The following is a 24851-nucleotide window of genomic DNA, read 5'->3' as shown; positions in this document are numbered from 1 at the left end:
CCGCATCGGAGGATTCAGGGACACGAAGGAGGACGCGGATGATCACGCTTCGAGGACTCACGAAGCGCTATGGCGAGAAGACGGTGGTCGACGGGCTGACGTTCGCCGTCGAACCGGGCAAGGTGACCGGTTTCCTCGGTCCCAACGGCGCGGGCAAGTCGACGACCATGCGGATGACGCTCGGCCTCGACGCGCCCAGTGCGGGTGAGGTCCACATCGGCGGCAAGAGGTACGAGGACCTGCGATTCCCGCTGCGTGTGGTCGGCGCACTACTGGAGGCCAAGGCGCTGCATCCCGGCCGGAGCGCGGGCAAGCACCTCCTGGCGATGGCGCGCAGCAACGGGATCCCGGCGAGCCGGGTGGACGAAGTGCTCGCCACGGTGGGCCTCACCGACGTCGCGGGCAAACGCGCCGGGACGTTCTCGCTCGGTATGGGGCAGCGTCTCGGGATCGCCGGTGCCCTGCTGGGCGACCCTGGCGTGCTGATGTTCGACGAGCCGGTGAACGGCCTCGACCCCGACGGCGTCCGCTGGGTGCGGCAGCTGATGCGGTCGCTCGCGGAGGAGGGCCGCACGGTTTTCGTGTCTAGCCATCTGATGAGCGAGATGCAGCTGACCGCGGACCGGCTGGTCGTCATCGGCAAGGGGAAGTTGCTCGCCGACGCGCCGGTCGACGAGTTCATCGCGGGCAATTCGCGGACGTCGGTCGCGGTGCGGGTGCCCGCTCCCGCCGACCTGCGTGTCCTCGAACAGCGCCTTCGCGCACTCGGCGCGACCACAGAATCCGATCAGGACGAACTGCTCGTGCACGACCTGCCCGTCCACCTCGTCGGCGACGCGGTGCACGAACTCGGGATCCGCGTGCACGGGCTGGCCGAACGGACCGCGTCACTGGAACAGGCGTACATGGAACTGACCGCGTCGTCGGTCGAATACGGAACGGGAGTCGCGGCATGAAGTCACTCATGGTCCTGGTGGCGCTGATCGCCGGCCTGCTGGGGGTGCCGGCGGCCGCGTCGGCGGCACCGGAACTGTCGCTGCCCGCGCCGGGCGGCCCGCTCCCGATCGGGCTGCGCACACTGCACCTCACCGATCAGGGGCGCGCCGACCCTTGGGTGCCGGAGAAGCGGCGCGAACTGATGGTCAACGTCTGGTACCCGGCCGTCCCGATCGGACGCGCGCCGCTGTACATGACCAACGCCGAGTCGGCGGCGGCGGTCGCCGGGCGGAACCTCGACCTGCCGCCGGACGCTCTGAGCAAGGTGCGGGTCCACTCGCGGGAGAACGCGCCTTCCCTGCCAGGACGGCGTCCGCTGGTGGTGCTTTCGCCGGGCGCGGGCAACAACCGGATCACCCTGACCTCGGTGGCCGAACACCTTGCCGCGCAAGGCTTCGTGGTCGCCGGGATCGACCACGCCTACGAAGCCTGGGCGACGGAGTTCCCCGACGGGCTGCGCCAGTGTGTCGCTTGTGGACGACCGGACGACCCCTGGCCCGCCGCGATCGCGAACCGCGCTGTGGACACGACTTTCGTCGTCGACACCCTGCTGAAGGATCGTCGGTGGTCGATCGACGCGACGAAGATCGGGATGGCCGGGCACTCCGCCGGGGGTTCGGCGACCGCCGCCGCGATGGTCGCCGACCGGCGGATCAAGGCGGGTGTGAACGTCGACGGTCCGTTCTTCGGCACCGTCGCCCTCGACCGGCCGTTCCTGCTGCTGAGCAGCCCGACCGGCGAGAAGTACTACCGGGCGTCCTGGGACGAGACCTGGCCGCGGCTCACCGGGCCGAAGAAGCAGAACCTGGTCGAGAACAGCGGCCATTCGTCGGTGACCGACGCCGCGATCCTGATCGACCAGCTGGGGTTGCGACCGCAGCTCCCGCCGACCGAGATCGAAAACCAGTACGGCTCGATCGACTCACGGAAGGCGCTGGAGTTCTTCCGTAACGAGCTGACCGGTTTCTTCAAGCAGTGGAGCGCACGATGAACACGATCTCTTCCGAATGGACCAAGTTCTGGTCGGTCCGGTCGACCTGGTGGTGCCTGATCAGCGGGCTCGGCCTGATGCTCGCCTACTCGGCCGCGGTGGGGCTGGCCGCGAACGCCGGCGTCGAACGCTCGATGGCTCCGCACGCCGTGGTGGCCGGGGCGGCGTTCTATCTCACGCAGTTCGCCGTGGTCGCGCTGGCGACGCTGGTCATCACGAGCGAGTACGCCAGTGGCAGCATCCGCTCGACCCTGCAGTGGGTCCCGGTGCGGAACCGGGTCCTCGCGGCGAAATCGGCCGTCCTGCTGCCGGTGCTGTTCGGCTACGGCGTGCTGAACACCCTCGCCGGTGTGGCGGTCTCGGCACCGCTGATCCCCGCGCCCGACTCTTCGGTGGGCGAGGTCCTCGCGACCGCGGCGGGCATGGGCGGCTACTTCGCGCTGCTGGGCCTGCTCTGCCTCGGTCTCGGGACGGCGCTGCGCTCGACGGCGGGAACGATCGTGACGGTGTTCGTGCTGCTGGTGATGATCCCGATGTTCGCCGGTTCGCTGGGCTGGGAAGACCTCGTGAACTACTTCCCCGGCTTCGCGGGTGTCAACGCGATGGTCACGTCAGGGCAGCCGAACCCGATCTTCGGCGGCGTCGCGCCCTACGCGCCCTGGGTCGGCGTCGCGCTCTGTGCGGCTTGGGCCGCTGCTGGTCTGGTCACCGGTTCCACGGTGCTCAGGCGGCGGGACGCCTGACGGGGGAGCAAGGGACCTTTGCTACCGCTTGGGCGCCCGGTCACGTCGCGAAAGCCACTTTCAGGACATCTGATGTCCCACTGTGGCTTTCGGGACATCCCGTTCCGGAGCCCACGGGTCGACGCGCTTGTCTCGACATTGAGAGAAGCGGGAGCAAAGGTCCCTTGCTTCCCTGCACAGCGGAACGCCCGAGGTGACCGTGTGGGTTTTGGGACGTCAGATGTCCCAAAACCCACACAGTCAGCATCGCTACGCCGAGTACAGGGTGTGTGGAAATAGAGACACTCAACGTCCCTATTTCCACACACCCTGGGCGGCAGCAAAGGTCCCCTGCTCTCTTTCCGCAGGTCAGAGCCTCAAGTGGTAGCAAAGGTCCCCTGCTACCCCGCCACCCCGAGCCCCGTCAACACCTCCCGCGCCCCTCGCGTCAACTCCTCCAGCCCGGGCGGCCGCAACGAGCCGGTCCCGGCCAGCGCGTCGAAGACCGTCCCTTCCAGCCACGCCACGAGCACCCGCGCGTGCCGCTCCGGCTCCGCCGATCCGCACGCGGCGAGCACCTCCGCGCACCGCCGCCGGATGACGAGCCCGCCCCGGTCGTAGGCCTCACGCAGCTCCGGTCGCCGCGTCGCCTCCAGCGCGAACTCGTACCGCGCGAGCATCCGCGTCCGCCCGTTCGTGATCGCCGCGTGGGCGAACCCCGCCACGTACTCGGCCAGCCGTCCGGGTGGCGGGTCCAGGGTGACCTCGTCGAGTTCGATCATCCGCGAGATCGCCAGCTCCAGCAGCGCCGCCCGCGTCCGCGCGTAGTACGAGGTCGAACCCGGCGGCAGCCCGGCGAACCGGTCGACGGCGCGATGCGTCAGCCCCCGCATCCCCTCGGCCGCGATGACCTCGATGGCCGCGTCCCCGATCGTCGCCTTTCGCACTCTACAAGTGTAGTAGTACTCTACAGTTGTAGAGGAGGTCGACATGCGCAAAGCGATCGTGATCGGCGGAGGAATCGGCGGGCTGAGCGCCGCCATCGGACTGCACGGCATCGGCTGGGAGGTCACTGTCCTCGAACAGGCGCCGGAGCTCACCGCCGTCGGCGCGGGCATCTCCCTGTGGCCGAACGCCCTGCGGTCACTCGAAACGCTGGGCGTCCGCCTCGCCGGACAACAGGAACAATCCTCCGGCGGTCTCCACGACCGCGACGGCCGCCGCATCACCCGATGGGACGCCGAGGCGTTCCGCCGTCACCACGGGCGCCCGCTCGCCGCCATCCACCGCGCGGATCTCATCGGCGCGCTCCGCGACGCCCTCCCCGACGGCTGCGTCCGCACCGGCGTCGAGGTCACGAACCTCGACGATCTCGACGCCGACGTCATCATCGCCGCGGACGGAATCCACAGCACGGCCCGCGAACAACTCTGGCCACGGCATCCCGAACCGGTCTACAGCGGCAGCACGGCCTACCGCGCGGTGACCACCCTCCCTCACCCGACGGAACTCAGCACGAGCTGGGACGACGGAGCCGAGATCGGGGTCATCCCGCTGCACGACGGCCGCGTCTACTGGTGGGCGAGCTACGTCGCCGAAGCGGGCGTCCGTCACGAGGACCCGAAGTCGTATCTGCGAAACCGCTTCGGCGGCTGGCACGAACCGATTCCCGAGCTCATCGAGGCGACTGCGCCCGAGACGCTGCTCCACCACGATCTCTACCTGCTCGGCACTCCCCTGCCCACCTACGTCAAAGGCCGCGTCGCGCTCCTCGGCGACGCGGCCCACGCGATGCCGCCGTTCCTCGGCCAAGGCGGCTGCCAGGCGATCGAAGACGCCGTCGTTCTCGCCGCGGCGCTCAGTAGCAACGAAGACGTCGACGCGGCACTGAAGAGTTACGACGAACAGCGCCGCCCGCGCAGCCAATCGGTGGTCAAAGCCTCGGTCCAGGCCGGAAGAATCGGCCCGCAGCTGCGCAATCCGCTCGCCGTGGCCGTCCGCAACGGCGTGTTCCGGCTACTCCCCGGCGCGCTCACCGCCCGCATCGGCGCCGGCGTCAGCGGCTGGACCCCTCCGGTCCCCCGCCGACCAGCCCCGCCTCGTACGCGGTGATCGCCGCCTGCACCCGGTTCCGCGCGCCGAGCCGGTTGAGGATGGTGCTGACGTAGGCCTTCACCGTGCCCTCGACCACGAACAGCTTCGCGGCGATGTCCGCATTGGACAGTCCGGAACCGAGCAGCGCCAGCACTTCCTGCTCACGCGGCGTCAGTTTGCCGATCAGCGCCTTCGCCTCTTCGGCGCGGGAGACCTGGTTGCCGGAGAAGCGCGCGATGACCCGCTGCGCGACCTTCGGCGAAAGGAACGCCGCGCCACCCGCGACCGCGTGGATCCCGCCGAGCAGTTCACGAGGATCGCCGGATTTCAGCAGGAAACCGCTCGCGCCGAGACCGAGCGCGCGTTCGATGTAGGCGTCCTCGCCGAACGTGGTCAGCATGATCACGCCCACCTCGGGCAGCAACCGGCGGATCTCTTCGGCCGCCTTGAGCCCGTCCATGACCGGCATCCGGATGTCGAGGAGCACGACGTCCGGCCTGGTCGCGCGGGCCTGCTCGACGGCGGCGCGCCCGTCCTCGGCTTCCGCGACCACCTCGATCCCGGCGTCCGCGGCCAGGATCGCCGACACCCCGGCGCGGATCATCGCCTCGTCATCGGCCAGCACGACCCGGATCATCCGGGTTCCCCCTTTGCTCGTCTTCGCTGATCACGTCCTTCGCCACGAGTTTCCCGTCGGCGAAGCACAGCCGGTAGGCCTCGTAGTTCAAGTTGAACACGGTGCGCTCGGTGCCGTAATACTCGCAGGTCGCCCCCGCCGGTACCGGGGGTTCCACCACGCGCGGCCGGGCGATCCGCTGGCTGCCGGGCAGGACGGACGCGATCTCCGCCCGCGTCTGGCCGATCCGGATCCGGTCGTACTCGCCACCGGCGAGGACCGAGCCGTACCACTGGACGAGGAACACCACCCCGCTGATCCCGACCACCAAGCCGAACAGCCCGATCGGCACGACGATCGCCTGGATCAGGCTGCGCCGGACGTCACGGCGGGCGCGTTCCAGTTCCCTGGCCGACATCGACTGCCCGACCTCGGCGTCCATCGCCGCCTGGCTCTCGGGCGATTCCTCCGACGGTGCGGCGTCGTGCGGCAGGGTCGCGCTGACCTCGAATCCGCCGTCGCGCGGTCCCGCGCGCAGGGTCCCGCCGACCAGCCGGACCCGCTCGCGCAGGCCGATCAGCCCGCGCCTGCCCGACGCCCGGCCCGGCAACGGCCCCGCGGGCGGCGCGGCGTTGGTGACCACGACATCCGTCCGGCCCTCGGACCGCGTGACCCGGACCGTGACCGCGGCACCCGGCGCGTGTTTCACCACGTTCGTGACCGATTCCTGGACCACGCGATACGCGGCGCGGTCGACCATCTGCGGTTCCCCGTCGAGCCGGGCGTCCACAGAGGACTCGATCAGGACACCCGACGCCCTTGTCCGGTCGAGCAGTTCGTCGATGCTCTCGTGCACCGGCTCGGTCGGCGCGTCGTCCTCGCGCAAGACCCCGATGATCTCTCGCAGCCGTTCGGTCGCCGTCGCGGCGCTCAGCCGCAGTTCGCCCGCGGCCTGCCGCTGCTGCTCGTCGAGGCCGCCCGCGACCTCCAGCGCCGCCGCGCGCACCGCGATGAGGCTCAGCTCGTGGCCCAGCGAATCGTGCATGTCGCTGGCGATCCTCGTCCGTTCGCGAAGCCGCGCGCGGTCCGCGATGAGCCGCTGACGGCTCTCCATCTCCTCGGCGCGGCGCCAGCCGTCACGCGCCATGTCCTCGCGCTGCCGGACGTACCTGCCCAGCAGCCAGGGCGTCACCCCCGCGAAGACCAGGACGCCGAGCAGCGCACCCCAGGACGCGAACCCGTCCTTGCTCCACAGCAGCGCGACGGGCACCGCCAGCACCGAAACGACGGCGAAAAGGCGCAGCATCGGCTTCGCGACCGGCTGCCGATAACCGGCGAGGTAACTCACCGCGACGAGGACGAAGCCTTCCCAGATCGGCACCCGGCCACCGAAGCTGCCCAGCACGATGAAGCTCGCGATCATGGCGATGGCGAGGGAGACCAGCGGGTACCGGCGCGACACCGCGATCGCGGCCGTGGTCGCGGAGAGCCCGAAGAGCAGCTCCCAGTGCTTCGTGCTGGATCCGGCGTCGATGACCACCCAGCCGCAGAGCCCGAGCCACAGCGCGACGTCCATGATCAGCCGACGCCCCCGCCGCACGGGCTCCTCCGCTTCCTTCACAGATCAGGACGCTACAAGCCGTGACGAGCGGTCCGCCATGGACGAAAGTAAAGGTCCCCTGCTTCCCGCGTCCGATGAGGCATGATGATCGACCATGGCCGAGCGCACACTCACCGGTCAGCTAGGCGGTCCTGTCCCGGCAGGCATCGAAGCGCTGGCCGACAACGAGAAGCAGGACCTCTCCGACGCGCTGCGCGACGCGCGCCACCGCCAGGCCAAGGCATTGGCCGAAGCGGGCGAAGAGGGTCTGAAGTACGTACCCGCGCTGCTGCGCGGCACAGTTCGCAAGGTGGTGGGCCTGTGACCACCGAAAACTTCGCCGCGCAGGCGGAGATCCTCAAACTCGCCCGCGTCCTGGGCACCACCCCGGAGCGGCTCTCGTACCTGGAGAAAGTGGACCCCGCCGAACTCCAGGCGTTCCGCGAACAGGTGACGGACACGCTGTTCGACGCCAACCTCGCCGCCCTCGAGCGGATGGCGATGGCGAGCAAACTCGTTCCGAGCCCGATCCTCGCGAAGATCGCCGAGAAGGTCTTCGGCCCGCTTCTGTGCGCGCGGATCGCCGGGCTGGTGGACGTCTCCCGGGGCGTCGACGTCGCGAAGCGGCTGAAGCCGCCCTTCCTGGCCGACGTCGCGGCCGAGCTGGACCCGCGCCGTGCGAGCGCGATCATCGCCAGGATCCCGCTCGACACCGTCGTCGCGGTCGCCGTCGAACTGGTGAGCCGCGAGGACTGGATCACCGTCGGCCGGTTCGTCGGCCACCTTCCCGATCCGACGGTGCGCCGGGCGCTGGCCGTCATCGGCGACGACGCGCTGATCCGGATCGCGTTCGTCCTCGACGACAAGAGCCGGATCGATCACGTCCTCGGGCTGCTCCCCGAAGCCCGGTTCCGCGGCCTCCTCCAGGTCGCGGCCGCCGACGAGGACCTGTGGGCTCCGGTGCTCGACCTGCTCACCCATCTGAGCGAGAAGCGGGTGGAGCAATGGTCTCATCTGCTCGGCGAACTCCCGCCGAAGCTGCGCGTCCGCGTCGAAGAGACCATCCGGTAGCGCGAAGTGAACAACGTTTCGGTGATCTCCGCGGTGGTCTCGGTGACCGGCGCGGTGCTGACCGCCGTGCTCGGCGGGATGTTCGAGGCACGCAGGCGGCGGACCGACCGCGAGCAACATCGCCGGGACCTGGTCAGCCGGTACCGGGATCCGCTGCTGCAGTCGGCGGCGTCACTGGCTTCGCGGTTGCGGAACGGAATCGACCTGCTGTCGGGCAGAGAGGTCCACCAAGCAGCGCCGGGGACCGATCGCCAGGACGAGTACAACCGCTACGAGAGCCTCTACCGGCTTTCCGCCTACCTCGGCTGGGTGCAGATCCTGCAGCAGGAGGCCCATTTCCTGGACATGGGCAGCCGGAGCAGGAACCGGCGGCTGATGCGTCATCTCGGCGCGGTCAAGGCGGCACTGTCCGGGCACACCGAGCCGAGCGACGCCCGCGTGTTCCTGCTCCTGGGCGGTGAGCAACAGGCCATCGGCGAACTGATGATCGACCCGGACAGCCCGGAACGCCCCCGGTGTCTCGGCTACGTCCAGTTCCGGCGCAAGTACCGGGACGACGCCGAATTCGCCGAATGGTTCACCCCGTTGCTCGAAGAAACCACCAAAATCCTGAAGTACCCCGAGGAAGGCGCCGCGCGGCTCACCACCGTCCACAATGCCCTGATCGACCTGATCACCTACCTCGATCCCAAGAAGGTCTGGATTCTGGGGCCGAACCGCAAGTTCGAACATGCGCTCACAACCGGATCCCCCGACGCCACACCGACGACGTGAGCGGAACTCCCGGCCGGTAGGCGAGGTGCGTCGTCGAAGGCGCCTCCAGCACGTGAAGATCGGCACGCGCCCCCGGCCGCACGAAACCCACGTCGTCACGCCGCAACGCGCGAGCGCCACCCGCCGTCGCCGACCACACCGCCTCGTCGATCGTCATCCGCATCTGCAGCACCGCGGTCGTGACGCAGAACGCCATCGACGTCGTGTACGAGCTGCCCGGGTTCGCGTTGCTGGCCAGCGCGACCGTCGCCCCCGCGTCCAGGAGCCGCCGCGCCGGCGCCAGCGGCTGCCGGGTCGACAGGTCGCACGCCGGCAGCAAGGTCGCCACGGTGTCCGAAGCAGCGAGAGCCTCGACGTCCGCTTCGCTCAGGTACGTGCAGTGGTCGACGCTCGCTGCCCCCAGCTCGACGGCGAGCCGCACGCCCGGGCCCTCCCCCAGCTGGTTCCCGTGCAGCCGGAGCCCGAGCCCGCGTTCCCGCGCCGCCTTCAGCACCCGCCCGGACTGCGCCTCGTCGAACGCGCCGGTCTCGCAGAACACGTCCGCCCACCGCACGAGCGGCGCGACGGCGTCGAGCATGTCGCCGCATACCAAGTCCACATAGGACTCCGCGTCCACGCCCGGCGGCACCAGATGCACGCCGAGGAACGTGACCTCGTCGGCCACCTCGGCGGCGATCCGCGCGGAACGCGCCTCGTCTTCGACGTTGAGCCCGTATCCGGTCTTCGTTTCCAGACAGGTCGTGCCCTGCCTCGCCGCTTCGTCGACGTGTCGCCGCAGATTCGCCGCCAGCTGCTCGTCGGACGCAGACCGCGTCGCGTCGACGGTGACCGCGATCCCTCCGGCGCTGTACGCCTTCCCGGCCATCCGCGCCTCGAACTCGGCGGTCCGGTCCCCGGCGAAGACCAGGTGCGTGTGACTGTCCACCCAGCCGGGCAGCACCGCGCGACCTTCGACGTCGACCCGCTCGTCCGCGTCGGGCGCGTCCGCGGCCGCGCCGACCCAGGCGATCGTTTCGCCGTCGACGACGACGGCCGCGTCGCGGAGCTTGCCCAGTTCGGCGTCGTTCGTGGTGAGTTCGCCGATTCCCGTGATCAGGACTGCCACAATGCCTCGATCTCCTTGGCCAAGACCGTTTCCGGCCGGTCGATCAGCTGATGCGCGCCGTCGCGGACGATCTCGCGCCCCGCGACGACGACGTCCCGGACGTCCGCGCCGGCGGCGGCGAAGACCACCCCGGACGGCTCGATCCCCGCGGTCCGCACCGAACCGAGGCCGACCGTCACCAGGTCCGCGCCCGCGCCCGGAGCCAGCTCGCCGACCTCGTCCCAGCCGACCGCGCCGTGATCCGTCGCCGCCGCGAGTAGTTCCTCCGCGGTGAACCGGCCGCGTTTCTCGCTGGCGAGCCGCTCGTTCAGTTCCAGCGCCCTGGTCTCCTCGAACGCGTCGACGACCGCGTTGCTGTCGCTGCCGAGGGACAGCCGCACCCCCGCGTCCAGCAGCGTCCGCGCGGGGCCGATGCCGTCACCGAGATCCCGTTCGGTCGTCGGGCAGAAGCAGGCACGGCTACCGGCCTCGCCGAGCCACTGGATATCGCCCGGCGTCAGGTGCGTCGCGTGCACCGCCGTGAGCCGCTCGCTGAGCACGCCGTTGTCCCAGAGCAGCCCCGTCGGAGTCCAGTGATAGGCCGCCATGCACTGCTCGTTCTCGGCTCGCTGCTCCGAAAGATGGATGTGCAGCGGGCGATCCGCCGGTGTTCCATTGTCCACTTCGGACAGTTGATCTTCGGGAACGGCTCGCACGGAATGGATCGCGCCTCCAACCCGGAACGTCTCATCCTCCCGCAATTCGCCGGCTCGTTGCGCCCACTTCGAGGCCGTCCCGTCGGAGAACCGCTGCTGCACCTCGTCGGGTTCCACCCCGATACCGCCCGCGAGGTAGCACGTGTCGAGCAACGTCAGCCGGATTCCGGCGTCCCTGGCGGCCTGCCGCAGCGCCTCACCCATCGCGTTCGGCTCTAAGTAAGGCTTTCCGCCCGGCGCGTGGTGCAGGTAGTGGAACTCGCCGACGCTTGTGTACCCGGCCAGCACCATCTCCGCGTAAACGCCGCGCGCCAGGCGGTAGTACGAATCCGGATCGAGCCGTGACGCGAGCGAGTACATCCGCTCGCGCCACGTCCAGAAGGTTCCGCGATCGTGGTGCGTCCGGCCGCGCAGCGCACGGTGGAACGCGTGCGAATGCCCGTTGGCGAACCCCGGCAAAGCGAGTCCATTGAGGACAGTTCCTTCGCGAGGCGCTTTCGCCGTCACCGAAGTGATCTCGCCGCCGTCGATCTCGATCCGGACGGCATCGGCGATCCCGTCCGGCAGCCAGGCACGTTCACACCAATATGTCGTCATGTCGACAGTTTCTCCAGGACGTCCGCGAGCGCGCGAGCCCCGTGGTCGACGTCCTCCGCCTCGGAGAACTCCTCCGGCGAATGGCTGATGCCGGTGGGGTTGCGCACGTAGAGCATCCCGGACGGGACGAACCCGGCGAGGATCGCGGCGTCATGCCCGGCGCCGGTCGGCAGTTCCGGCGGCCCGCCCAGCCAGGTGCCCAGGTCACGGCGCAACGCGTCGTCGAAGATCACGTCGTCCGAGTACGACTCCCTGCTGACCTCGACGCGGCAGCCTTCCTGCTCTGCCGCGTCTTCGGCCAGCTTCGCGATCTCGGCGACCAGCTCGGGCGTATCCGCACCCGGCACCCGCGCGTCCAGCCACAAGTCCACAGTGGACGCGATGACGTTGGTCCCGCCGGGAGTGGGCACGAGCCTGCCGACGGTCGCCCTCGCGTCGGCGGTGGTCTTCGCCAGTTTCCGCACGGCGAGCACGGTCTCGGCCGCCGGGATCATCGGGTCGCGACGATCGCCGATCAATGTCGCGCCGGCGTGATTTCCCTGCCCCTGGAAGGAGAAGCGCCACCGCCCGTGCGCGATCACCGTGTTGCCGACGGCGACCGGCGAGCCGAGGTCGATCAGCCCGCGCCCCTGCTCCACGTGCAGTTCCAGGAACCGCCCGATCAGCCCGAGCCGCTCGGGGTCCCGGCCGACCCGCTCGGGATCGAGGCCGGATTTCGCCACCGCTTCGGCGAACGTGACACCGTCCGGGTCGCGCAGGCTCCGCGCCTTGTCCGCGTCGATGGTCCCGGTCAGCAGACGCGAGCCGAGGCACGGCACGCCGAAACGACCGCCTTCCTCCTCGGCGAAGACCACGACGGCGAACGGCTTCGCCGGACGAAATCCTTGGGCCTGCAAGATCTCCACCGCGTCGAGCGCACTCGCGACACCGAGCGGGCCGTCGAAGGCGCCGCCGCCGGGCACCGAGTCGAGATGGCTCCCGGTGACGACCGCGTCCGGGCCGGGTGTGCCCCACCAGGCCCAGATGTTGCCGTTGCGGTCGGTCTCGACACCCAGGCCCAGCCGCCCGGCGCGCTCGACGAACCACGCGCGCAGCTCGGTTTCGGCCGCGTCGAAGGCGTGGCGGGAGTAGCCGCCCCGCTTCGGGTCGCGGCCGACGTCCGAAATCTCCTCCAGCAGCGAGGACGCGGTCACTCGGCGTCCCGCATCGGCACGCGCACGCCGCGCTCGTCGGCGACTTCGGCGGCGCGGTCGTACCCGGCGTCGACGTGCCGGATGACGCCCATGCTCGGGTCGTTGGTGAGCACACGTTCGAGTTTCCGCGCGGCCAGCTGGGTTCCGTCGGCCACGCTGACCTGGCCCGCGTGGATGGACCGGCCCATACCGACGCCGCCGCCGTGGTGGATCGACACCCAGCTGGCGCCCGACGAGGTGTTGACCAGTGCGTTCAGCAGCGGCCAGTCGGCGATCGCGTCGGAACCGTCGGCCATGCCCTCGGTCTCGCGGTACGGCGAGGCGACGCTGCCCGAGTCGAGGTGATCGCGGCCGATGACGACCGGCGCCTTCAGCTCACCGCTGGCGACCATCTCGTTGAACCGCAGGCCCGCGAGGTGCCGCTCGCCGTAGCCGAGCCAGCAGATCCGCGACGGAAGGCCCTGGAACGCGACGCGTTCACCGGCCAGCCGGATCCAGCGCGCGAGGGATTCGTTCTCCGGGAACAGTTCCAGCATCGCGCGGTCGGTCGCCGCGATGTCCTCGGGGTCACCGGACAGCGCCGCCCAGCGGAACGGGCCGTTGCCCTCGCAGAAGAGCGGGCGGATGTAGGCGGGCACGAACCCCGGGAAGTCGAAGGCCCGTTCGCAGCCGCCGAGTTTCGCCTCGCCGCGCAGGGAGTTGCCGTAGTCGAAGACCTCGGCGCCCTTGTCGAGGAAGCCGAGCATCGCCTCGACGTGCTCTGCCATCGATTCACGGGCGCGCTCGGTGAACTCGTCGGGCTTCTTGTCCGCGTAGTCCTGCCACTCGTCGACGCCGACGCCCTTGGGCAGATAGGAAAGCGGGTCGTGCGCGGAGGTCTGGTCGGTGACGATGTCGACCTCTACGCCGCGGCGAAGCAGTTCGGGCAGCACCTCGGCGGCGTTGCCGACCACGCCGACGGACAGCGCGCGCTTCTCCTTCTTCGCGGCCTCCACCCGGCGGATCGCGTCGTCGAGGTCGTCGGCGACCTCGTCGAGGTAGCGGGTCTCGACACGGCGGTGGGCGCGCTGCGGGTCGCATTCGATGACGAGCGCGACACCGTCGTTCATCGTGACGGCCAGCGGCTGCGCGCCACCCATGCCGCCGAGACCGGCGGTGACGGTGAGCGTGCCCTTGAGGCTGCCGCCGAAGCGCTTCTTCGCGACGGCGGCGAAAGTCTCGTACGTGCCCTGCAGGATTCCCTGCGTGCCGATGTAGATCCAGGAGCCCGCGGTCATCTGGCCGTACATGGTCAGGCCCTGCGCCTCCAGGCGGCGGAACTCGGGCCACGTCGCCCAGTCGCCGACGAGGTTGGAGTTCGCGATGAGCACGCGCGGCGCCCATTCGTGCGTGCGGAACACGCCGACCGGCTTGCCGGACTGGACGAGCAGCGTCTCGTCCTGCTCCAAACCGGTCAGTTCGCGGGTGATCGCGTCGAAACTGGCCCAGTTGCGGGCGGCCTTGCCGGTGCCGCCGTAGACGACCAGGTCCTCCGGGCGCTCGGCGACCTCGGGGTCGAGGTTGTTGTGGAACATCCGCAGCGCGGCTTCGGTCTGCCAGTTCTTGGCGGTGAGCGTGGTGCCTCGGGCGGCACGGACCGTGCGAGTCATGGGCTCAGACCTCCAGTTGGGCCGCGGCGAGGACGGCACCCGACGCGACGAGTTCTTCGGCGGCGGCGATCTCCGGCGCCAGATGACGGTCGGGGCCGGGGCCCTCGACCTTGGTGCGGACGAGATCCCGGACCCGGCCGGTGACCGGCGACGGGACCAGGGGCGCGCGCATGTCGAGTGCGCGCGCGGCGGTGAGCAATTCGATGGCAAGGACGGTGTTGAGGCCTTCGACCGCCTTGCGCAGCTTGCGCGCGGCGGACCAGCCCATGGAGACGTGGTCCTCCTGCATGGCGCTGCTCGGGATCGAATCGACCGACGCCGGCACCGCGAGCCGCTTGAGCTCGCTGACCACGGCCGCCTGCGTGTACTGGGCGATCATGTGGCCGGAATCGACGCCGGGGTCGAACGCGAGGAACGGCGGCAAGCCGTGCGAGCGGGCCTTGTCGAGCATGCGGTCAGTGCGGCGCTCGGCGATGCTGGCGACGTCCGCGAGCGGAATCGCGAGGAAGTCGAGCACGTACGCGACCGGGGCGCCGTGGAAGTTGCCGTTCGACTCGACGCGGCCGTCGGACAGCACGACCGGGTTGTCGACCGCGGAGTGAAGCTCACGCTCGGCGACGAGTTCGGCGTGCGTGAGGCTGTCGCGGGCTCCGCCGTGCACCTGGGGCGCGCAGCGGAGGGAGTACGCGTCCTGGACGCGGTTGCAATCGGGGCCGCGGTGGCTCTCGACGATCTTCGAGTCCTGAAGCGCCGTCCACATCCGCTGGGCACTCAGCGCCTGGCCCGGATGCGGGCGCAGCGCCTGGAGGTCGGCCGCGAAGGCGCGATCGGTGCCGAGGAGCGCTTCGACGCTCATCGCCGCGGTGATGTCGGCGGTGTCGAGCAGCTTGCGAAGGTCGGCCGCGGCCAGCAGGAGCATGCCGAGCATGCCGTCGGTCCCGTTCGTGAGGGCGAGGCCCTCCTTCTCCGCGAGAACGACGGGCTCGATGCCAGCGTGCTTCAGCGCTACGCCCGCCTGAACGACTTCGCCGTTGTACTCGACTTCGCCCTCTCCCATCAGCGCGAGCGCGACAGCGGCGAGAGGCGCGAGGTCACCGGAGCAGCCGAGGGAGCCGTACTCGTGAACGAGCGGGGTGATCCCGGCGTTGAGCAGGGCCGCAAGCGCTTGCGCAGTCTGCGGCCGGATGCCGGTGTACCCGCTGGCGAGAGTGCGGAGGCGCAGCAGCATCAGCGCGCGCACGACCTCGGTTTCCACGACCGGGCCCGCGCCCGCCGCGTGCGACCGAATCAGCGACCGCTGGAGCGCGGTGCGGCTCTCGAGCGGGATATGCCTAGTGGCGAGCGCCCCGAAGCCCGTCGAAACGCCGTACGTCGGCGTCTCGGCGTGAGCGAGGTTGTCGATGTGCTGACGCGTCGTGGCGAGGTTCTTCTCGGCCGCTTCGCTGACCGCGACGGGCGAGTGGTCACGGGCGACCGCGACGACCTGTTCGGGCCGAAGCGGTTCGGAGCCCAGAAGTACGGTTTCCGGCATAGCCCCATTGGACAACGCCATGCCCGCTGGTGGGCGGCGCCAACCGGTGGTTGTGTCTGGTATCCAAGACACGCACGGTGGGAGCAAGGGACCTTTGCTACCGCGGCAGCGGAGGGTGTGTGGAAATAGAGACGTTGAGTGTCCCTATTTCCACACACCCCGTACTCCGCGTAGCGATGCGTACCGACCGTGTGGGTTTCGGGACGTCAGATGTCCCAAAACCCACACGGTCACCTGCGAAAAGAGAGCAAGGGACCTTTGCTCCCGCTTGTCTCAACATTGAGAGAAGCGGGAGCAAAGGTCCCTTGCTCCCCCGCCGAAGCGAAACAGGAGGTCGGCATGGGTGAGAGCAGCGAGGTCCCGGCTCTGCGACGCGGCCTCGGCATCCTTCGCGCCCTCGCCGCGCGGCCGGGTCCGGTGTCGGCGGCCGCGATCGCGCGCGAACTCGGCCTCCCGCGTTCGACGACGTATCACCTGCTCGCCGAACTGGAGGCCGCCGGTTTCGTGACGCACTTGCCGGCCGAGCGCCGGTACGGCCTCGGCATCGCCGCGTTCGAGCTCGGCTCGGCCTACCTGCGGCACGACCCGCTGGAGCGGCTCGCGCTCCCGCTCCTGCGCAAACTCGCCGACCGCGTCGGCCACACCGCGCATCTGGGCGTGCTTCACGGCAACGAGTCGCTCTACCTGGTCAAAGAGCGCCCCACCCGCCCGGAAACCCTGGTGACCGAAGTCGGCGTCCGGCTGCCTGGCCAGCTCACGGCTTCGGGCAGGGCGATGCTGCGGCATCTGCCGTCACCGCACGTCCGCGCGCTCTTCCCGAACGCGGCGGCGTTCGTGCTGCGCACCGGTCGCGGCCCGCGCACCCTCGCCGAACTGCGCCGGACGCTGAACGCGGAGGGCAGGCTCGGCTGGGCGGTCGAAGACGGGCACGTCACCGAAGGATTCGCCTCGGTGGCCTGCCCGGTCTTCGACCACGGCGGCCGGCCGATGGCCGCGATCAGCGTGACCCTCCGCCACCTCTGCCCGGGAGCCGAGGGGTGCGAGGAGACTTGGCCGGACCTCGCCGAAGAGGTCCGGCTGACCGCGGCCGAACTGACCACCCGGATCGGGGGTCAGATGCGCTGAGCGTGCTTCTTCTGGACTCCCTCGAGCCCGAGCATCGCCAGCAGTTCAGCACAGTCGAGGGCATCCGAAGCGTGCCCTGCGACGGTTCGTGCGGCTCTGCCGTTCTGCAGCGTGAGGCGGACTTCTTCCTCCGCTCGCACACCGGCCATCCGGCTCTGGTCTTCAGCGGGGTCGGGACGACTGGAATGCCTAGCCCAGGTCATCTGCCACCTTCTTCCGGCCCTCCGGCGACACGGGGTCGTTTCGAAAGAGGGCCATGGTCGGACACTCAGCATGACATCCCACTCCGCGACAGTTCCCGGCGCGGGTGAATTGAGACAAAAAAGATCTAGATTTCGCTACTCTGCGTGATTCAGAAAAGACTCGAGCCGGGTATTGAACGGCGCACCCGTGTCCGGCACCAAATGCCCCATCCCCCGCACGATCTCGCGGCGCGCACCGGTCCCGTCCGCGATCGCGTCGGCGATGATCTCGTACTCCGGCCGGTGGTCGCCGGTGATCGCGAGCATCGGGAAATCCGCGGAGGCCAGCGCGTCGAGCGGCAGCTCCGCATCTCCCGGCGGCCGCATCCCGACCAGCGCGCGGGCGCCACGCCGCAGGGTCTCCGGCACCGGATCGGGAATCGGCAACGGCACACCGGCTAGCGGAAAGAAAGCCTTGAACACTTCGCGAGGATCGTCGAGCGGCCCTTCGAGAAATCTCCGCAGTTCGGCGTCCCACGCGTCGACGACCTCGTGACCACGAACGACCCCAGCCGCGGGCGGCTCGACCACGGTGAGGGTCCGGACCATCTCCGGCCGCCGCGCGGCGGCGAGCATCGCGACGACCGCGCCATACGACAGCCCGACCAGATGCGCGGGCTCGTCGAGCACCTGCTCCGCGATCAACTCGGCGTCGACTGCGAAATCCTGTACGCCGTCCGGCGATTCGCCGTGGCCTGGACGGTCCGGCGCGAGCAGCGTCCACCGCTCGGTCAACGGGCGCTGAGCCCGCCACGCCTCCCGACCCCCGAGCAACACGCCGTGCACGAGAACGACTCGCGGACCGGATCCCCACCGATGGACATGAAGCCGCATTTCCCGAGCCTATGGGGTTCTCAGGAGTAGAGCCCGCCCCATCGGGCACACTCCGCGAGGATCACTTGGCGTCGGCGGACGCGACCCGCACTGCCGAGCCGACCGACACGCAAAGAAGCGGCCCCACCCCTCAGGGGCAGGGCCGCTTCGGCGAAACGGTGGAGGTGCCGGGAATTGAACCCGGGTCCTCTGGCGCATCACCAGGGCTTCTCCGTGCGCAGTCCGCTATGTCTCTACTTGGCCCCTTCAGTCACGCGAACAAGCTGAAGTGACGGGCCCAGCCACTGTTTGTTTCCCGACCACACCCCGTAGCCGGGTGTAGCGGTAAGCCTCCTAGCTGATGCCGGTGACCGGGTCGGAGGCGACCCCGGACCGACAGAGTTGCTCTACTGCTTAGGCAGCAAGAGCGAACTCGCGCTGGCTCTTAGGCTCGGCGCTTATTGGTTTGCGATGACGCTTACGGTGGTCTCTCGCCTGCACCGGCACGCTTCTCCTGATTCAACGTCCAAAGTCGAAACCGTTCACCCCCTTGGTGGGACACAACCTGTACATCATAACTCGATCGGCAACCGGGTTATTCCCGCAGGTGGGGCTAGCCCCACCTGGGAGATGCCCGTGAGCACCATGTCGGCGAGCGCGCGCGAGCGCGATGCTGGTCTCCTCGCACCAGAGAGGAGCACGACCATGAGCTCGCTAGCGGCCGAGCGGGAGCTGAGCAGGTCCGATCCGTCGTTCGGCGGCTCGCTGGTCTACCTGCTGATGAACCTGCCGATGGGTGTCCTCGCCTTCGCGCTCCTGATGTCCTTCATCTCGGCGGGCATCGGCACGGCGGTCGTCTGGATCGGGCTGCCTATCCTCGCGCTGGTGATCCTGTCGGTCCGCGGCGCGGCCCGGATGGAACGCGCCAGGGTGTACGCGCTGCTCGACTGCTACATCGACCTGCCGTATCTCCCGCTGCCCATCGCCGGTCAGTCCGTGCGCTGGAAGGCCCGGCTGAAGGACGGCTCGACCTGGCGCGACCTCGCCTACTTCTTCTTGCTCTTCCCGCTCGGGATCGTCGAGTTCGTCCTGGTCACCGTGTTCTGGTCGACCAGCCTCGGCCTGGCAGGCCTGCCGATCCACTACCGCTTCCTTCCCGGCGGCGAGTACCGCTTCCCGACCTGGGAAAACGCGTGGTTCACCGTCGATTCGACGGTCTCGGCACTGCCTTGGGCGGCGCTCGGAGTGCTCTGCATCGCGCTGTCGGTAGCGTTGACGAAGGCGCTGGCCGGGATGCACGCCCGGCTGGCGACGGCGCTGCTCGGGCCGACCCACGCCCAGCGCCGCCGTCTGGAGGATTCATGGGGCGAGGTTCACGGATGACGATCGACCAGCAAGTTCAGCAGGTGGGGATTCCGCGACCTCGGCCGTTGCGGTCGATCGTCTACATGATCGTCAGCTTCGTGTTCCGGCTCCTCCAGTTCGTTCTCATCGTCGTCGGCCTGGCGGTCGGCATCGCGACGGCGGTGGTGTGGATCGGCTTCCCGATCCTCATGGCCACGACCAGCTTCATCCGCTGGTCCGCCGACCGCGAGCGGGGCTGGGCGCGCACGATGCTCGAGACTCCGCTGGAGCCGGTCGAGCGCCTGCCGGTCGAGGGGCTTTCGCTGGTCAAGCGCTGGCTGACCCGCTTGACCGACGCGACGACGTGGCGCGACCTCGCCTACCTGATGGCGGCGTTCCCGCTGGCATGTCTGGAACTGCCGATCGCGATCGCGTCGATCGTGTTGCTGCCGATGGCGATCTGGGTGACCCCGTGGGTCGGGTGGCTGCACGGCAACCTGGCGTACTCGCTGCTCGGACCGAACCGCGCCGCGAAGCTGGAGCAGAAGGCCGAGCGACTGCAGGCGTCGCGGGCTCGCGGTGTCGACGCCGCCGAGGCCGAACGCCGCCGCATCGAGCGGGACCTGCACGACGGTGCCCAGCAGCGCCTGGTCGCCGTCGCGATGAGCCTCGGCCGCGCGAAGTCGAAGTTCGACCAGGACCCGGACGCGGTGCGCGAACTGATCGACGAAGCACACCTCGACGCCAAGCTCGCGGTGTCGGAACTGCGTGATCTCGCCCGCGGGATCTACCCGGCCGTGCTCGGCGACCGCGGTCTCGACGCCGCCTTGTCCGCGCAGGCCGCGAAATCGCCCATCCACGTCGACGTCGAAGTGGACGTCGAACCGCGGCCGCCCGCCGCGGTCGAGACGACGGCCTACTTCATCGTCGGCGAGACGCTGACGAACATCGCGAAGCACTCGGGAGCGACCGAAGCGGGCGTGAAGGTGTGGCGCACCGAGTCGATGGTCATCGTCGAGATCACCGACAACGGGCACGGTGGCGCCGAAGTCCGGCCAGGTGGCGGCCTCGCCGGGCTCGCCGACCGGGCGGCCACGATCGACGGCGTGATCACCGTCGTCAGCCCGCCCGGTGGCCCGACGGTGATTCGCGCGGACCTGCCGTGCCAATGGTGACCCGCTCGTGAGTGAATAGGCTCTGCCATTCACTCACGACGCTGGGGGCAGCATGCGGGTTGTCATCGCCGAAGACGCGGTTCTGTTGCGCGCGGGGGTGATCCGCCTGCTCGCCGACGAGGACATCGAAACCGTCGCCGCCGTGGACAACGGCGACGATCTGCTGGTCGCGGTCAAGGAGCACCGGCCGGACCTCGCGATCGTCGACGTGCGGATGCCGCCCACCTTCACCGACGAGGGCCTGCGCGCCGCCCTGGGGGCCCGCGAGGTCATCCCGGGCCTGCCCGTTCTCGTGCTCTCCCAGTACGTCGAGGAGAGCTACGCCGTCGAGCTCCTGTCCGGCGGCGCGGGCGGAGTCGGCTACCTGCTCAAGGAACGCGTCGCCGACGTCGGGGATTTCCTCGACGCGGTCAAGCGGGTCGCCGGCGGCGGCACGGCCATCGACCCGGATGTCATCGCTCAGCTGATGGCCCGGGGCCGCAAGAACCCACTCGACGCGCTCACCGCCCGCGAGTCCGAGGTGCTGGGGCTGATGGCGCAGGGCCTGTCGAACACCGCGATCGCGAACTCTCTCGTCGTTTCGCACGGCGCGGTCGAGAAGCACATCGGCAACATTTTCGCGAAGCTCGGCCTCGAAGCGAGTTCGGTGGAACACCGCCGGGTCCGCGCGGTGCTCACCTACTTAGGACGCTGAAGTAGCTCTTGGTGGCGAAGCCGTCACTCACCTAACATGGGCAGACTGTAGGTGGGTGACGCGCCGAACCGAGGAGGACCCATGACCGACAGGCCCTCCCACAGCGCCCGTTTCTTCGGCGGCCCTCTCGACGGCCGCGTCCAGGAACTCGGTGACACCGAGCCGGTCGCGGGCACCGTCCTCAAACACGTCCATCTGCACGACGGGCCGAAGATCGAGACCCGCTACGAACTCGGCCTCGCCGAGGACGACTGCTGGGAATTCCGGCTGTGCTCCGCCCCGCTCCCGGAGCCCGAGACCGACGGCGTGGGGTAGGGAAAACTCCACCTCCCGAGGGCGAAAACAAGAAGAGCGATACGGCGGCCCGCACCGCTGTTTTCGCGACCCCGAAGCACCAGGCTCTTTTCCATGCACACGAGCCAGAAGCAGGGCCGGGACAGGTTCCTGGACATCGTCCGAGCGGTCGCGATCCTCGCGGTCGTCGTCCAGCACTGGGGTATGCCGGTGCTCTCGTACGCCGACGGCCACCTCTCCACCGGGAACGCCCTCGCGACGCCCGGCTGGTGGGTCATCACCTGGCTCAGCCAGGTCATGCCCCCTTAGTAGTACTTCTGGCGTGACCTGCTGAAACGTGGCCTTCTCGGACGATACACGAGGGGAAACCACGATGATGGCGGCACGGATCACGATCGTTCTAGCCGGTCTGCTGGCCGGCCTTTTGGGCTGCGCGCACCCGGCACAACCGGCCCTTGCGAACCCTTCTTGCGATGCCGTGAGCATCGTCCGCCAGGCGCTCGACGACCTCGGGGAGCACGCCGCCCGGTTCCGTCTGATCTCGCCGGAACAGATGGCGGTCGAGGTCGGCGACAGCAGTATCTACGCGTTCGCCGAGCCCGAGCGACTGACGATCAACACCGCGGCGCAATGCCGCTTCATCGCGGCGACCGTCGCCCACGAGACGGCGCACATCTGGCAGTACCGCGCCACCAGCGCGCGGGGCGGCGAGCTGTACTCCGTGTTCGTCCACGGCCACGCCGAGATCATCGCCGACTGTGTCGCGCTGTCGACCGGATGGGACGACTACCGGCCATACCTGACCGAGCGAGAGAAACGCAGCGGCGCCAAGGGGTGCACGGCCGCGGAAATGGCCGCGGCTCACGCGCTGCGCTCGTGGGCACGGTGAGCCGACGGCCGGGTGTAACGCCAACCTTGATCAACACGGTTGAGGAATGCACCCGATCTTGTCGCGAGAGGCACCACGATGACGAACCCCTACGGCACCCCGTATCCCCAGCAGCCCATGCCGCCGAAACCGAAGCGCCCGATCTGGCCGTGGTTTCTCGTCGGCGGTGGCGTGTTGTTCCTCGGGGTCGTGGCGATTCTGGTGCTCGCCGTCGCCGTCAGCCCCGCGCCGCGGTCCGGCGTCTCGAACACGGACAACGCCAACGCGGCGGCACCGGCTGAAACCTCGGGCGCGGTCGATGAACAACGCACCGACGCGGGTTTCCGGCCGCTCAAGCTCGGCGAGCACGCGTCGTGGGGACCGAACGGCGGCCGAGACCCGTTCGTCAAGTTCGCCCTGACCAAGATCGCCGTTGATCCGAAGTGCTCGCAGTACATGAAGCGGAACGCCGGAAAGCACACGCTGCTCGTCGACGTCACGGTGGAAACGCTCGCCTTCCCGGACGACTCGGCGAGTCTCGACATCGCGGCCACGATCAACCCTCTCAAGTTCCAGACCCGCGACGCCGCGGGCACGACGCACTCGGGTTCCATCGGCATGTGCGTCGGCTCGCCGAAGCATCTGCCCATGACGTACGCGCCGAACAGCCGCTACACGGGACAGATCGAAATCGAGGTCGAGGACAAGACGGGCGCGTTGCTGCTCGCCCGCGGCTTCTCGAACGGGTCTGGCTGGGAATGGGCGTACTGATTCCTATCGGTCTCGCCACGCCAACGGGGACAAGGTGACGGCGGCCTCTGCGATACGTCGAGCGGTCTCGGTCGCAAGCCCCTTGCGGCCGGACTCGATCCATCCGGCGACGCGCTCGACGCCGGTTTCGCGGTACTCGACGGCCTGAAACAGCATTTCGAGCTTGTCGGCGTCCTTCGCGCATTTCGCTTCGATGGTCTGCCGGGTCTCGTACTCGTCGACCGCGGACCGCACCATGTCCCGGGACGTGGTCGGAAGGGCGTCCGTCTGGTCGGCGGTGATCTCGCGTGGCTCGGGCTTGGTCATGTACTTGGCCGCGGTGTGCGGGATGTCCCCGGTCCGCGTCTCCTGTGTGTCGTGCCAGAGCGCGAGGAACGCGGCACGCTCGGGGTTCGCGCCTTCCTCCGCGGCGAGCAGCGCCGCAATCTGCGCCGTCCGGAAGCTGTGTTCCGCGACCGACTCGGGCACGCGGACACCGACGTGCCACCACCCCGTGCGGCTCATCCGCTTGAGCAAGCCGAGTTCGTAGGTGAACGCGGCAAGTGAGGTGGACTCGTCTTCTGGCATGGGGTTGTTCTCCTATCGGTCGGCGAGACGCAGAGCGTAGTGAAGCCCGGCCACCTGGTCACGGCCGTCACGAGTCAGCACGTCGGAGGAAGCGACCACGTCGAGCGCTCCCGCCAGGACGTCACGAGACGTTGAGTGGTCGGTCAGCAGGGCGGGGCGGCTGGCGACGAGCGCGTGCACGGTGTGCAGGTTGAGCGGCAGATGCGGCGATGCCGGGTCAAGACGGCTCACCAGGTGGCGGAACAGGCGAACCCCGGACCACGCGCGGGTGTCGTCCTCGGCCATAAAAGCGTCGTCGGTCTGGTCGTCGTGAGTTTCGCCGATCCAGTGCGCCCAGTAGTTGAGGTTCGCCAGGTCGGCGCGCGTCCCATCGGTGTGCGAGACGAAGTCGTGCAAGTGAGTACCGTCGCCGATGCTGGCGAGCGCGACGGACGCCGAGCGGGCTTCGAGCAGGCTCGTAACGTCGCCGTCGGCGATGGGGCGGCGACCGGCGCTTGCCCATTCGCCACGCAGCCACTCGGCCACCTGGTCCCGCTGGTCGAAGCCGAGCAGGTACACCGCTTGCCGCCGCAGTAGCGAGTCCTCTTCTCTGACGCCACGTTCCGCCACAGTCATGAGGTGATCAAAGAAGCGGGTCCGGTCGCTCGCGCTTATCGTCGGCCCGGACGCAACCGGCCCGCGACGCGGCACTTTCGACGTGAAGACTTCCAACTCTGGCGGCATCTGCCCGGTCACCGGCCACGTGATCAAGTTCGTCAGCATCTTGCGATGCACGCTGGCCGCCAACGGATGCGCCTCCGGATCGACCCAATCGGCGCCGGCCGAAATCCCGGTCGAGAGGACTAGATCGGCTTCGACCGCCGTCCGGAGGTATCGGCCGGTCGACGACGGCGCGCCGAGCCGGGAGAGCCGGGAGCACAGCCGGACGAATTCCCCGGCGGGCATCGCGGACAGCGGTCGCCGCCCCGATTCCCACGCTTGCACCGTGCTGGCGTCTACCGCGAGTCGTTCGGCGAGCCGTTCTTGCGTGAGCCCCGCGGACTGGCGCGCGAGCTTGAGCACGTAGCCGGTCACGATGCCCGTTGAACGGGAACCCTGACCCCCGGTCAGTGTTGCCGGTGATCCGCTCACGGTCACCCCCAAATCTGGACGTCTTCTGCCGGGTCTCACCCGTACTCGCGGTCCGTTCTACGTAATCACTAGTGATCGTAGCGTCACTTCACGGGGTTTCGGGATGGCTCTAACCAGCCAGAACAAGACGGGAGTGACGCCATGCGGACAGCTGTCCCGCGAAGTCGACAACACCGCGGGCGCTCCGGCGCAA

At 69.1% G+C, this 24851-nt stretch carries 26 protein-coding genes, 1 other RNA gene and 1 pseudogene; 15 read left to right on the top strand and 13 right to left on the bottom strand.

Going from position 1 to position 24851, the window contains the following annotated elements:
• Positions 1-38 precede the first annotated feature (38 nt).
• Genes AC0685_RS19280 through AC0685_RS19270 form a run of 3 tightly spaced genes read left to right on the top strand, consistent with a single transcriptional unit; the run spans position 39 to position 2730 of the window.
• Positions 39-956 carry an ABC transporter ATP-binding protein gene (locus AC0685_RS19280; RefSeq protein ID WP_478226771.1) on the top strand — a complete coding sequence of 306 codons (918 nt, stop codon included), beginning with the start codon at positions 39-41 and terminating at the stop codon, positions 954-956.
• The gene (locus tag AC0685_RS19275; RefSeq protein ID WP_478226770.1) at positions 953-1987 is read left to right on the top strand and encodes an alpha/beta hydrolase family protein; all 1035 of its coding nucleotides are present in this window, start codon (positions 953-955) and stop codon (positions 1985-1987) included. Before AC0685_RS19280 ends, AC0685_RS19275 begins: the two co-directional genes overlap by 4 nt.
• Positions 1984-2730 (top strand): ABC transporter permease, encoded by a 747-nt coding sequence (locus AC0685_RS19270; RefSeq protein ID WP_478226769.1) that lies wholly within the window; start codon positions 1984-1986, stop codon positions 2728-2730. The genes AC0685_RS19275 and AC0685_RS19270 overlap by 4 nt, the downstream gene beginning before the upstream one ends.
• Before the next feature lie 380 nt (positions 2731-3110).
• Here the strand turns inward: AC0685_RS19270 and AC0685_RS19265 are convergent, their stop codons facing one another.
• Positions 3111-3656: a TetR/AcrR family transcriptional regulator gene (locus AC0685_RS19265; protein WP_478226768.1), complete on the bottom strand. Its 546-nt coding sequence runs from the start codon at positions 3654-3656 to the stop codon at positions 3111-3113.
• Between the two features lie 43 nt (positions 3657-3699).
• Here AC0685_RS19265 and AC0685_RS19260 point away from each other — a divergent pair, with 43 nt between their 5' ends.
• On the top strand, positions 3700-4821 hold the full coding sequence (locus AC0685_RS19260) for an FAD-dependent monooxygenase (RefSeq protein ID WP_478226767.1): 1122 nt from the start codon (positions 3700-3702) through the stop codon (positions 4819-4821).
• Here AC0685_RS19260 and AC0685_RS19255 read toward each other — a convergent pair.
• Together AC0685_RS19255 and AC0685_RS19250 are read right to left on the bottom strand one after the other, a co-directional pair.
• Positions 4766-5440: a response regulator transcription factor gene (locus AC0685_RS19255; protein WP_478226766.1), complete on the bottom strand. Its 675-nt coding sequence runs from the start codon at positions 5438-5440 to the stop codon at positions 4766-4768. The genes AC0685_RS19260 and AC0685_RS19255 overlap by 56 nt on opposite strands.
• The gene (locus AC0685_RS19250; protein WP_478226908.1) at positions 5415-7019 is read right to left on the bottom strand and encodes a sensor histidine kinase; all 1605 of its coding nucleotides are present in this window, start codon (positions 7017-7019) and stop codon (positions 5415-5417) included. Before AC0685_RS19250 ends, AC0685_RS19255 begins: the two co-directional genes overlap by 26 nt.
• A gap of 115 nt (positions 7020-7134) precedes the next feature.
• On the opposite strand from AC0685_RS19250, the gene AC0685_RS19245 reads away from it, so the two are divergent.
• Genes AC0685_RS19245 through AC0685_RS19235 form a run of 3 tightly spaced genes read left to right on the top strand, consistent with a single transcriptional unit; the run spans position 7135 to position 8864 of the window.
• Positions 7135-7344 carry a hypothetical protein gene (locus AC0685_RS19245; protein ID WP_007034335.1) on the top strand — a complete coding sequence of 70 codons (210 nt, stop codon included), beginning with the start codon at positions 7135-7137 and terminating at the stop codon, positions 7342-7344.
• On the top strand, positions 7341-8090 hold the full coding sequence (locus AC0685_RS19240) for a hypothetical protein (protein WP_478226765.1): 750 nt from the start codon (positions 7341-7343) through the stop codon (positions 8088-8090). The genes AC0685_RS19245 and AC0685_RS19240 overlap by 4 nt, the downstream gene beginning before the upstream one ends.
• Before the next feature lie 6 nt (positions 8091-8096).
• Positions 8097-8864, top strand: coding sequence for a hypothetical protein (locus AC0685_RS19235; protein ID WP_478226764.1), 768 nt, complete (start codon positions 8097-8099; stop codon positions 8862-8864).
• Here the strand turns inward: AC0685_RS19235 and hutI are convergent.
• From hutI to hutH, 5 genes are read right to left on the bottom strand one after another with little or no spacing between them, the layout of a single operon-like run.
• Positions 8827-9969, bottom strand: coding sequence for an imidazolonepropionase (gene hutI / locus AC0685_RS19230; protein ID WP_478226763.1), 1143 nt, complete (start codon positions 9967-9969; stop codon positions 8827-8829). The two genes, AC0685_RS19235 and hutI, sit on opposite strands and share 38 nt — an antisense overlap.
• A complete protein-coding gene (locus AC0685_RS19225; protein WP_478226762.1) occupies positions 9957-11261 on the bottom strand; it encodes a formimidoylglutamate deiminase in 1305 nt (434 codons plus the stop codon). The genes hutI and AC0685_RS19225 overlap by 13 nt, the downstream gene beginning before the upstream one ends.
• On the bottom strand, positions 11258-12454 hold the full coding sequence (locus AC0685_RS19220; protein WP_478226761.1) for an allantoate amidohydrolase: 1197 nt from the start codon (positions 12452-12454) through the stop codon (positions 11258-11260). Before AC0685_RS19220 ends, AC0685_RS19225 begins: the two co-directional genes overlap by 4 nt.
• Positions 12451-14103: a urocanate hydratase gene (gene hutU / locus AC0685_RS19215; protein WP_478226760.1), complete on the bottom strand. Its 1653-nt coding sequence runs from the start codon at positions 14101-14103 to the stop codon at positions 12451-12453. Before hutU ends, AC0685_RS19220 begins: the two co-directional genes overlap by 4 nt.
• A gap of 4 nt (positions 14104-14107) precedes the next feature.
• Positions 14108-15634: a histidine ammonia-lyase gene (hutH, locus tag AC0685_RS19210; protein WP_478226759.1), complete on the bottom strand. Its 1527-nt coding sequence runs from the start codon at positions 15632-15634 to the stop codon at positions 14108-14110.
• A gap of 339 nt (positions 15635-15973) precedes the next feature.
• Here hutH and AC0685_RS19205 point away from each other — a divergent pair, with 339 nt between their 5' ends.
• Positions 15974-16759, top strand: coding sequence for an IclR family transcriptional regulator (locus AC0685_RS19205; RefSeq protein ID WP_478226758.1), 786 nt, complete (start codon positions 15974-15976; stop codon positions 16757-16759).
• On the opposite strand, the gene AC0685_RS19200 is transcribed toward AC0685_RS19205, so the two are convergent.
• The 3 genes from AC0685_RS19200 to ssrA form a co-directional block, all read right to left on the bottom strand.
• The gene (locus AC0685_RS19200) at positions 16747-16962 is read right to left on the bottom strand and encodes a hypothetical protein (protein WP_125680489.1); all 216 of its coding nucleotides are present in this window, start codon (positions 16960-16962) and stop codon (positions 16747-16749) included. The two genes, AC0685_RS19205 and AC0685_RS19200, sit on opposite strands and share 13 nt — an antisense overlap.
• Positions 16963-17097: 135 nt before the next feature.
• Positions 17098-17835, bottom strand: coding sequence for an alpha/beta fold hydrolase (locus AC0685_RS19195; protein ID WP_478226757.1), 738 nt, complete (start codon positions 17833-17835; stop codon positions 17098-17100).
• 156 nt (positions 17836-17991) lie between these two features.
• Positions 17992-18364: a transfer-messenger RNA gene (gene ssrA / locus AC0685_RS19190) on the bottom strand.
• Between the two features lie 155 nt (positions 18365-18519).
• Between ssrA and AC0685_RS19185 the strand changes: the two genes are divergently transcribed.
• The 7 genes and pseudogenes from AC0685_RS19185 (at position 18520) to AC0685_RS19155 (ending at position 22960) form a co-directional block, all read left to right on the top strand.
• On the top strand, positions 18520-19197 hold the full coding sequence (locus AC0685_RS19185) for a sensor domain-containing protein (protein ID WP_478226756.1): 678 nt from the start codon (positions 18520-18522) through the stop codon (positions 19195-19197).
• Positions 19194-20333 carry a sensor histidine kinase gene (locus tag AC0685_RS19180; protein WP_478226755.1) on the top strand — a complete coding sequence of 380 codons (1140 nt, stop codon included), beginning with the start codon at positions 19194-19196 and terminating at the stop codon, positions 20331-20333. The genes AC0685_RS19185 and AC0685_RS19180 overlap by 4 nt, the downstream gene beginning before the upstream one ends.
• 52 nt (positions 20334-20385) lie before the next feature.
• Positions 20386-21027, top strand: coding sequence for a response regulator transcription factor (locus tag AC0685_RS19175; protein WP_219145731.1), 642 nt, complete (start codon positions 20386-20388; stop codon positions 21025-21027).
• A gap of 81 nt (positions 21028-21108) precedes the next feature.
• Entirely contained in the window at positions 21109-21342 is a 234-nt protein-coding gene (locus AC0685_RS19170; RefSeq protein WP_340684285.1) for a hypothetical protein, read from the top strand.
• Between the two features lie 93 nt (positions 21343-21435).
• Positions 21436-21624: pseudogene (locus AC0685_RS19165) on the top strand (acyltransferase family protein); the annotation flags it as partial.
• 175 nt (positions 21625-21799) lie between these two features.
• Complete coding sequence (locus AC0685_RS19160; protein ID WP_478226754.1) at positions 21800-22210, top strand: hypothetical protein; 411 nt, start codon at positions 21800-21802, stop codon at positions 22208-22210.
• Positions 22211-22288: 78 nt separating this feature from the next.
• Entirely contained in the window at positions 22289-22960 is a 672-nt protein-coding gene (locus tag AC0685_RS19155; RefSeq protein ID WP_478226753.1) for a hypothetical protein, read from the top strand.
• Between the two features lie 3 nt (positions 22961-22963).
• Here the strand turns inward: AC0685_RS19155 and AC0685_RS19150 are convergent, their stop codons facing one another.
• Both AC0685_RS19150 and AC0685_RS19145 read right to left on the bottom strand, forming a co-directional pair.
• A complete protein-coding gene (locus tag AC0685_RS19150) occupies positions 22964-23527 on the bottom strand; it encodes an HD domain-containing protein (protein WP_478226752.1) in 564 nt (187 codons plus the stop codon).
• Positions 23528-23539: 12 nt separating this feature from the next.
• Positions 23540-24601 carry a helix-turn-helix domain-containing protein gene (locus AC0685_RS19145; RefSeq protein ID WP_478226751.1) on the bottom strand — a complete coding sequence of 354 codons (1062 nt, stop codon included), beginning with the start codon at positions 24599-24601 and terminating at the stop codon, positions 23540-23542.
• Between the last annotated feature and the right edge of the window lie 250 nt (positions 24602-24851).

The sequence above is a fragment of the Amycolatopsis sp. NPDC043889 genome, from assembly GCF_056435645.1.
This window is presented reverse-complemented; position numbering and strand designations above follow the sequence as displayed.

What these genes read in the sequence shown, in the direction of transcription:
- AC0685_RS19175 (WP_219145731.1), top strand. Translation starts at nt 20,386, where the DNA reads ATGCGGGTTGTCATCGCCGAAGACGCGGTTCTGTTGCGCGCGGGGGTG.
- AC0685_RS19155 (WP_478226753.1), top strand. Translation starts at nt 22,289, where the DNA reads ATGACGAACCCCTACGGCACCCCGTATCCCCAGCAGCCCATGCCGCCG.
- AC0685_RS19255 (WP_478226766.1), bottom strand. Translation starts at nt 5,440, where the DNA reads ATGATCCGGGTCGTGCTGGCCGATGACGAGGCGATGATCCGCGCCGGG.
- AC0685_RS19260 (WP_478226767.1), top strand. Translation starts at nt 3,700, where the DNA reads ATGCGCAAAGCGATCGTGATCGGCGGAGGAATCGGCGGGCTGAGCGCC.
- hutH (WP_478226759.1), bottom strand. Translation starts at nt 15,634, where the DNA reads ATGCCGGAAACCGTACTTCTGGGCTCCGAACCGCTTCGGCCCGAACAG.
- AC0685_RS19205 (WP_478226758.1), top strand. Translation starts at nt 15,974, where the DNA reads ATGGGTGAGAGCAGCGAGGTCCCGGCTCTGCGACGCGGCCTCGGCATC.
- AC0685_RS19185 (WP_478226756.1), top strand. Translation starts at nt 18,520, where the DNA reads ATGAGCTCGCTAGCGGCCGAGCGGGAGCTGAGCAGGTCCGATCCGTCG.
- AC0685_RS19195 (WP_478226757.1), bottom strand. Translation starts at nt 17,835, where the DNA reads ATGCGGCTTCATGTCCATCGGTGGGGATCCGGTCCGCGAGTCGTTCTC.
- AC0685_RS19150 (WP_478226752.1), bottom strand. Translation starts at nt 23,527, where the DNA reads ATGCCAGAAGACGAGTCCACCTCACTTGCCGCGTTCACCTACGAACTC.
- AC0685_RS19225 (WP_478226762.1), bottom strand. Translation starts at nt 11,261, where the DNA reads ATGACGACATATTGGTGTGAACGTGCCTGGCTGCCGGACGGGATCGCC.
- AC0685_RS19270 (WP_478226769.1), top strand. Translation starts at nt 1,984, where the DNA reads ATGAACACGATCTCTTCCGAATGGACCAAGTTCTGGTCGGTCCGGTCG.
- AC0685_RS19245 (WP_007034335.1), top strand. Translation starts at nt 7,135, where the DNA reads ATGGCCGAGCGCACACTCACCGGTCAGCTAGGCGGTCCTGTCCCGGCA.
- AC0685_RS19200 (WP_125680489.1), bottom strand. Translation starts at nt 16,962, where the DNA reads ATGACCTGGGCTAGGCATTCCAGTCGTCCCGACCCCGCTGAAGACCAG.
- AC0685_RS19275 (WP_478226770.1), top strand. Translation starts at nt 953, where the DNA reads ATGAAGTCACTCATGGTCCTGGTGGCGCTGATCGCCGGCCTGCTGGGG.
- hutU (WP_478226760.1), bottom strand. Translation starts at nt 14,103, where the DNA reads ATGACTCGCACGGTCCGTGCCGCCCGAGGCACCACGCTCACCGCCAAG.
- AC0685_RS19180 (WP_478226755.1), top strand. Translation starts at nt 19,194, where the DNA reads ATGACGATCGACCAGCAAGTTCAGCAGGTGGGGATTCCGCGACCTCGG.
- AC0685_RS19280 (WP_478226771.1), top strand. Translation starts at nt 39, where the DNA reads ATGATCACGCTTCGAGGACTCACGAAGCGCTATGGCGAGAAGACGGTG.
- AC0685_RS19170 (WP_340684285.1), top strand. Translation starts at nt 21,109, where the DNA reads ATGACCGACAGGCCCTCCCACAGCGCCCGTTTCTTCGGCGGCCCTCTC.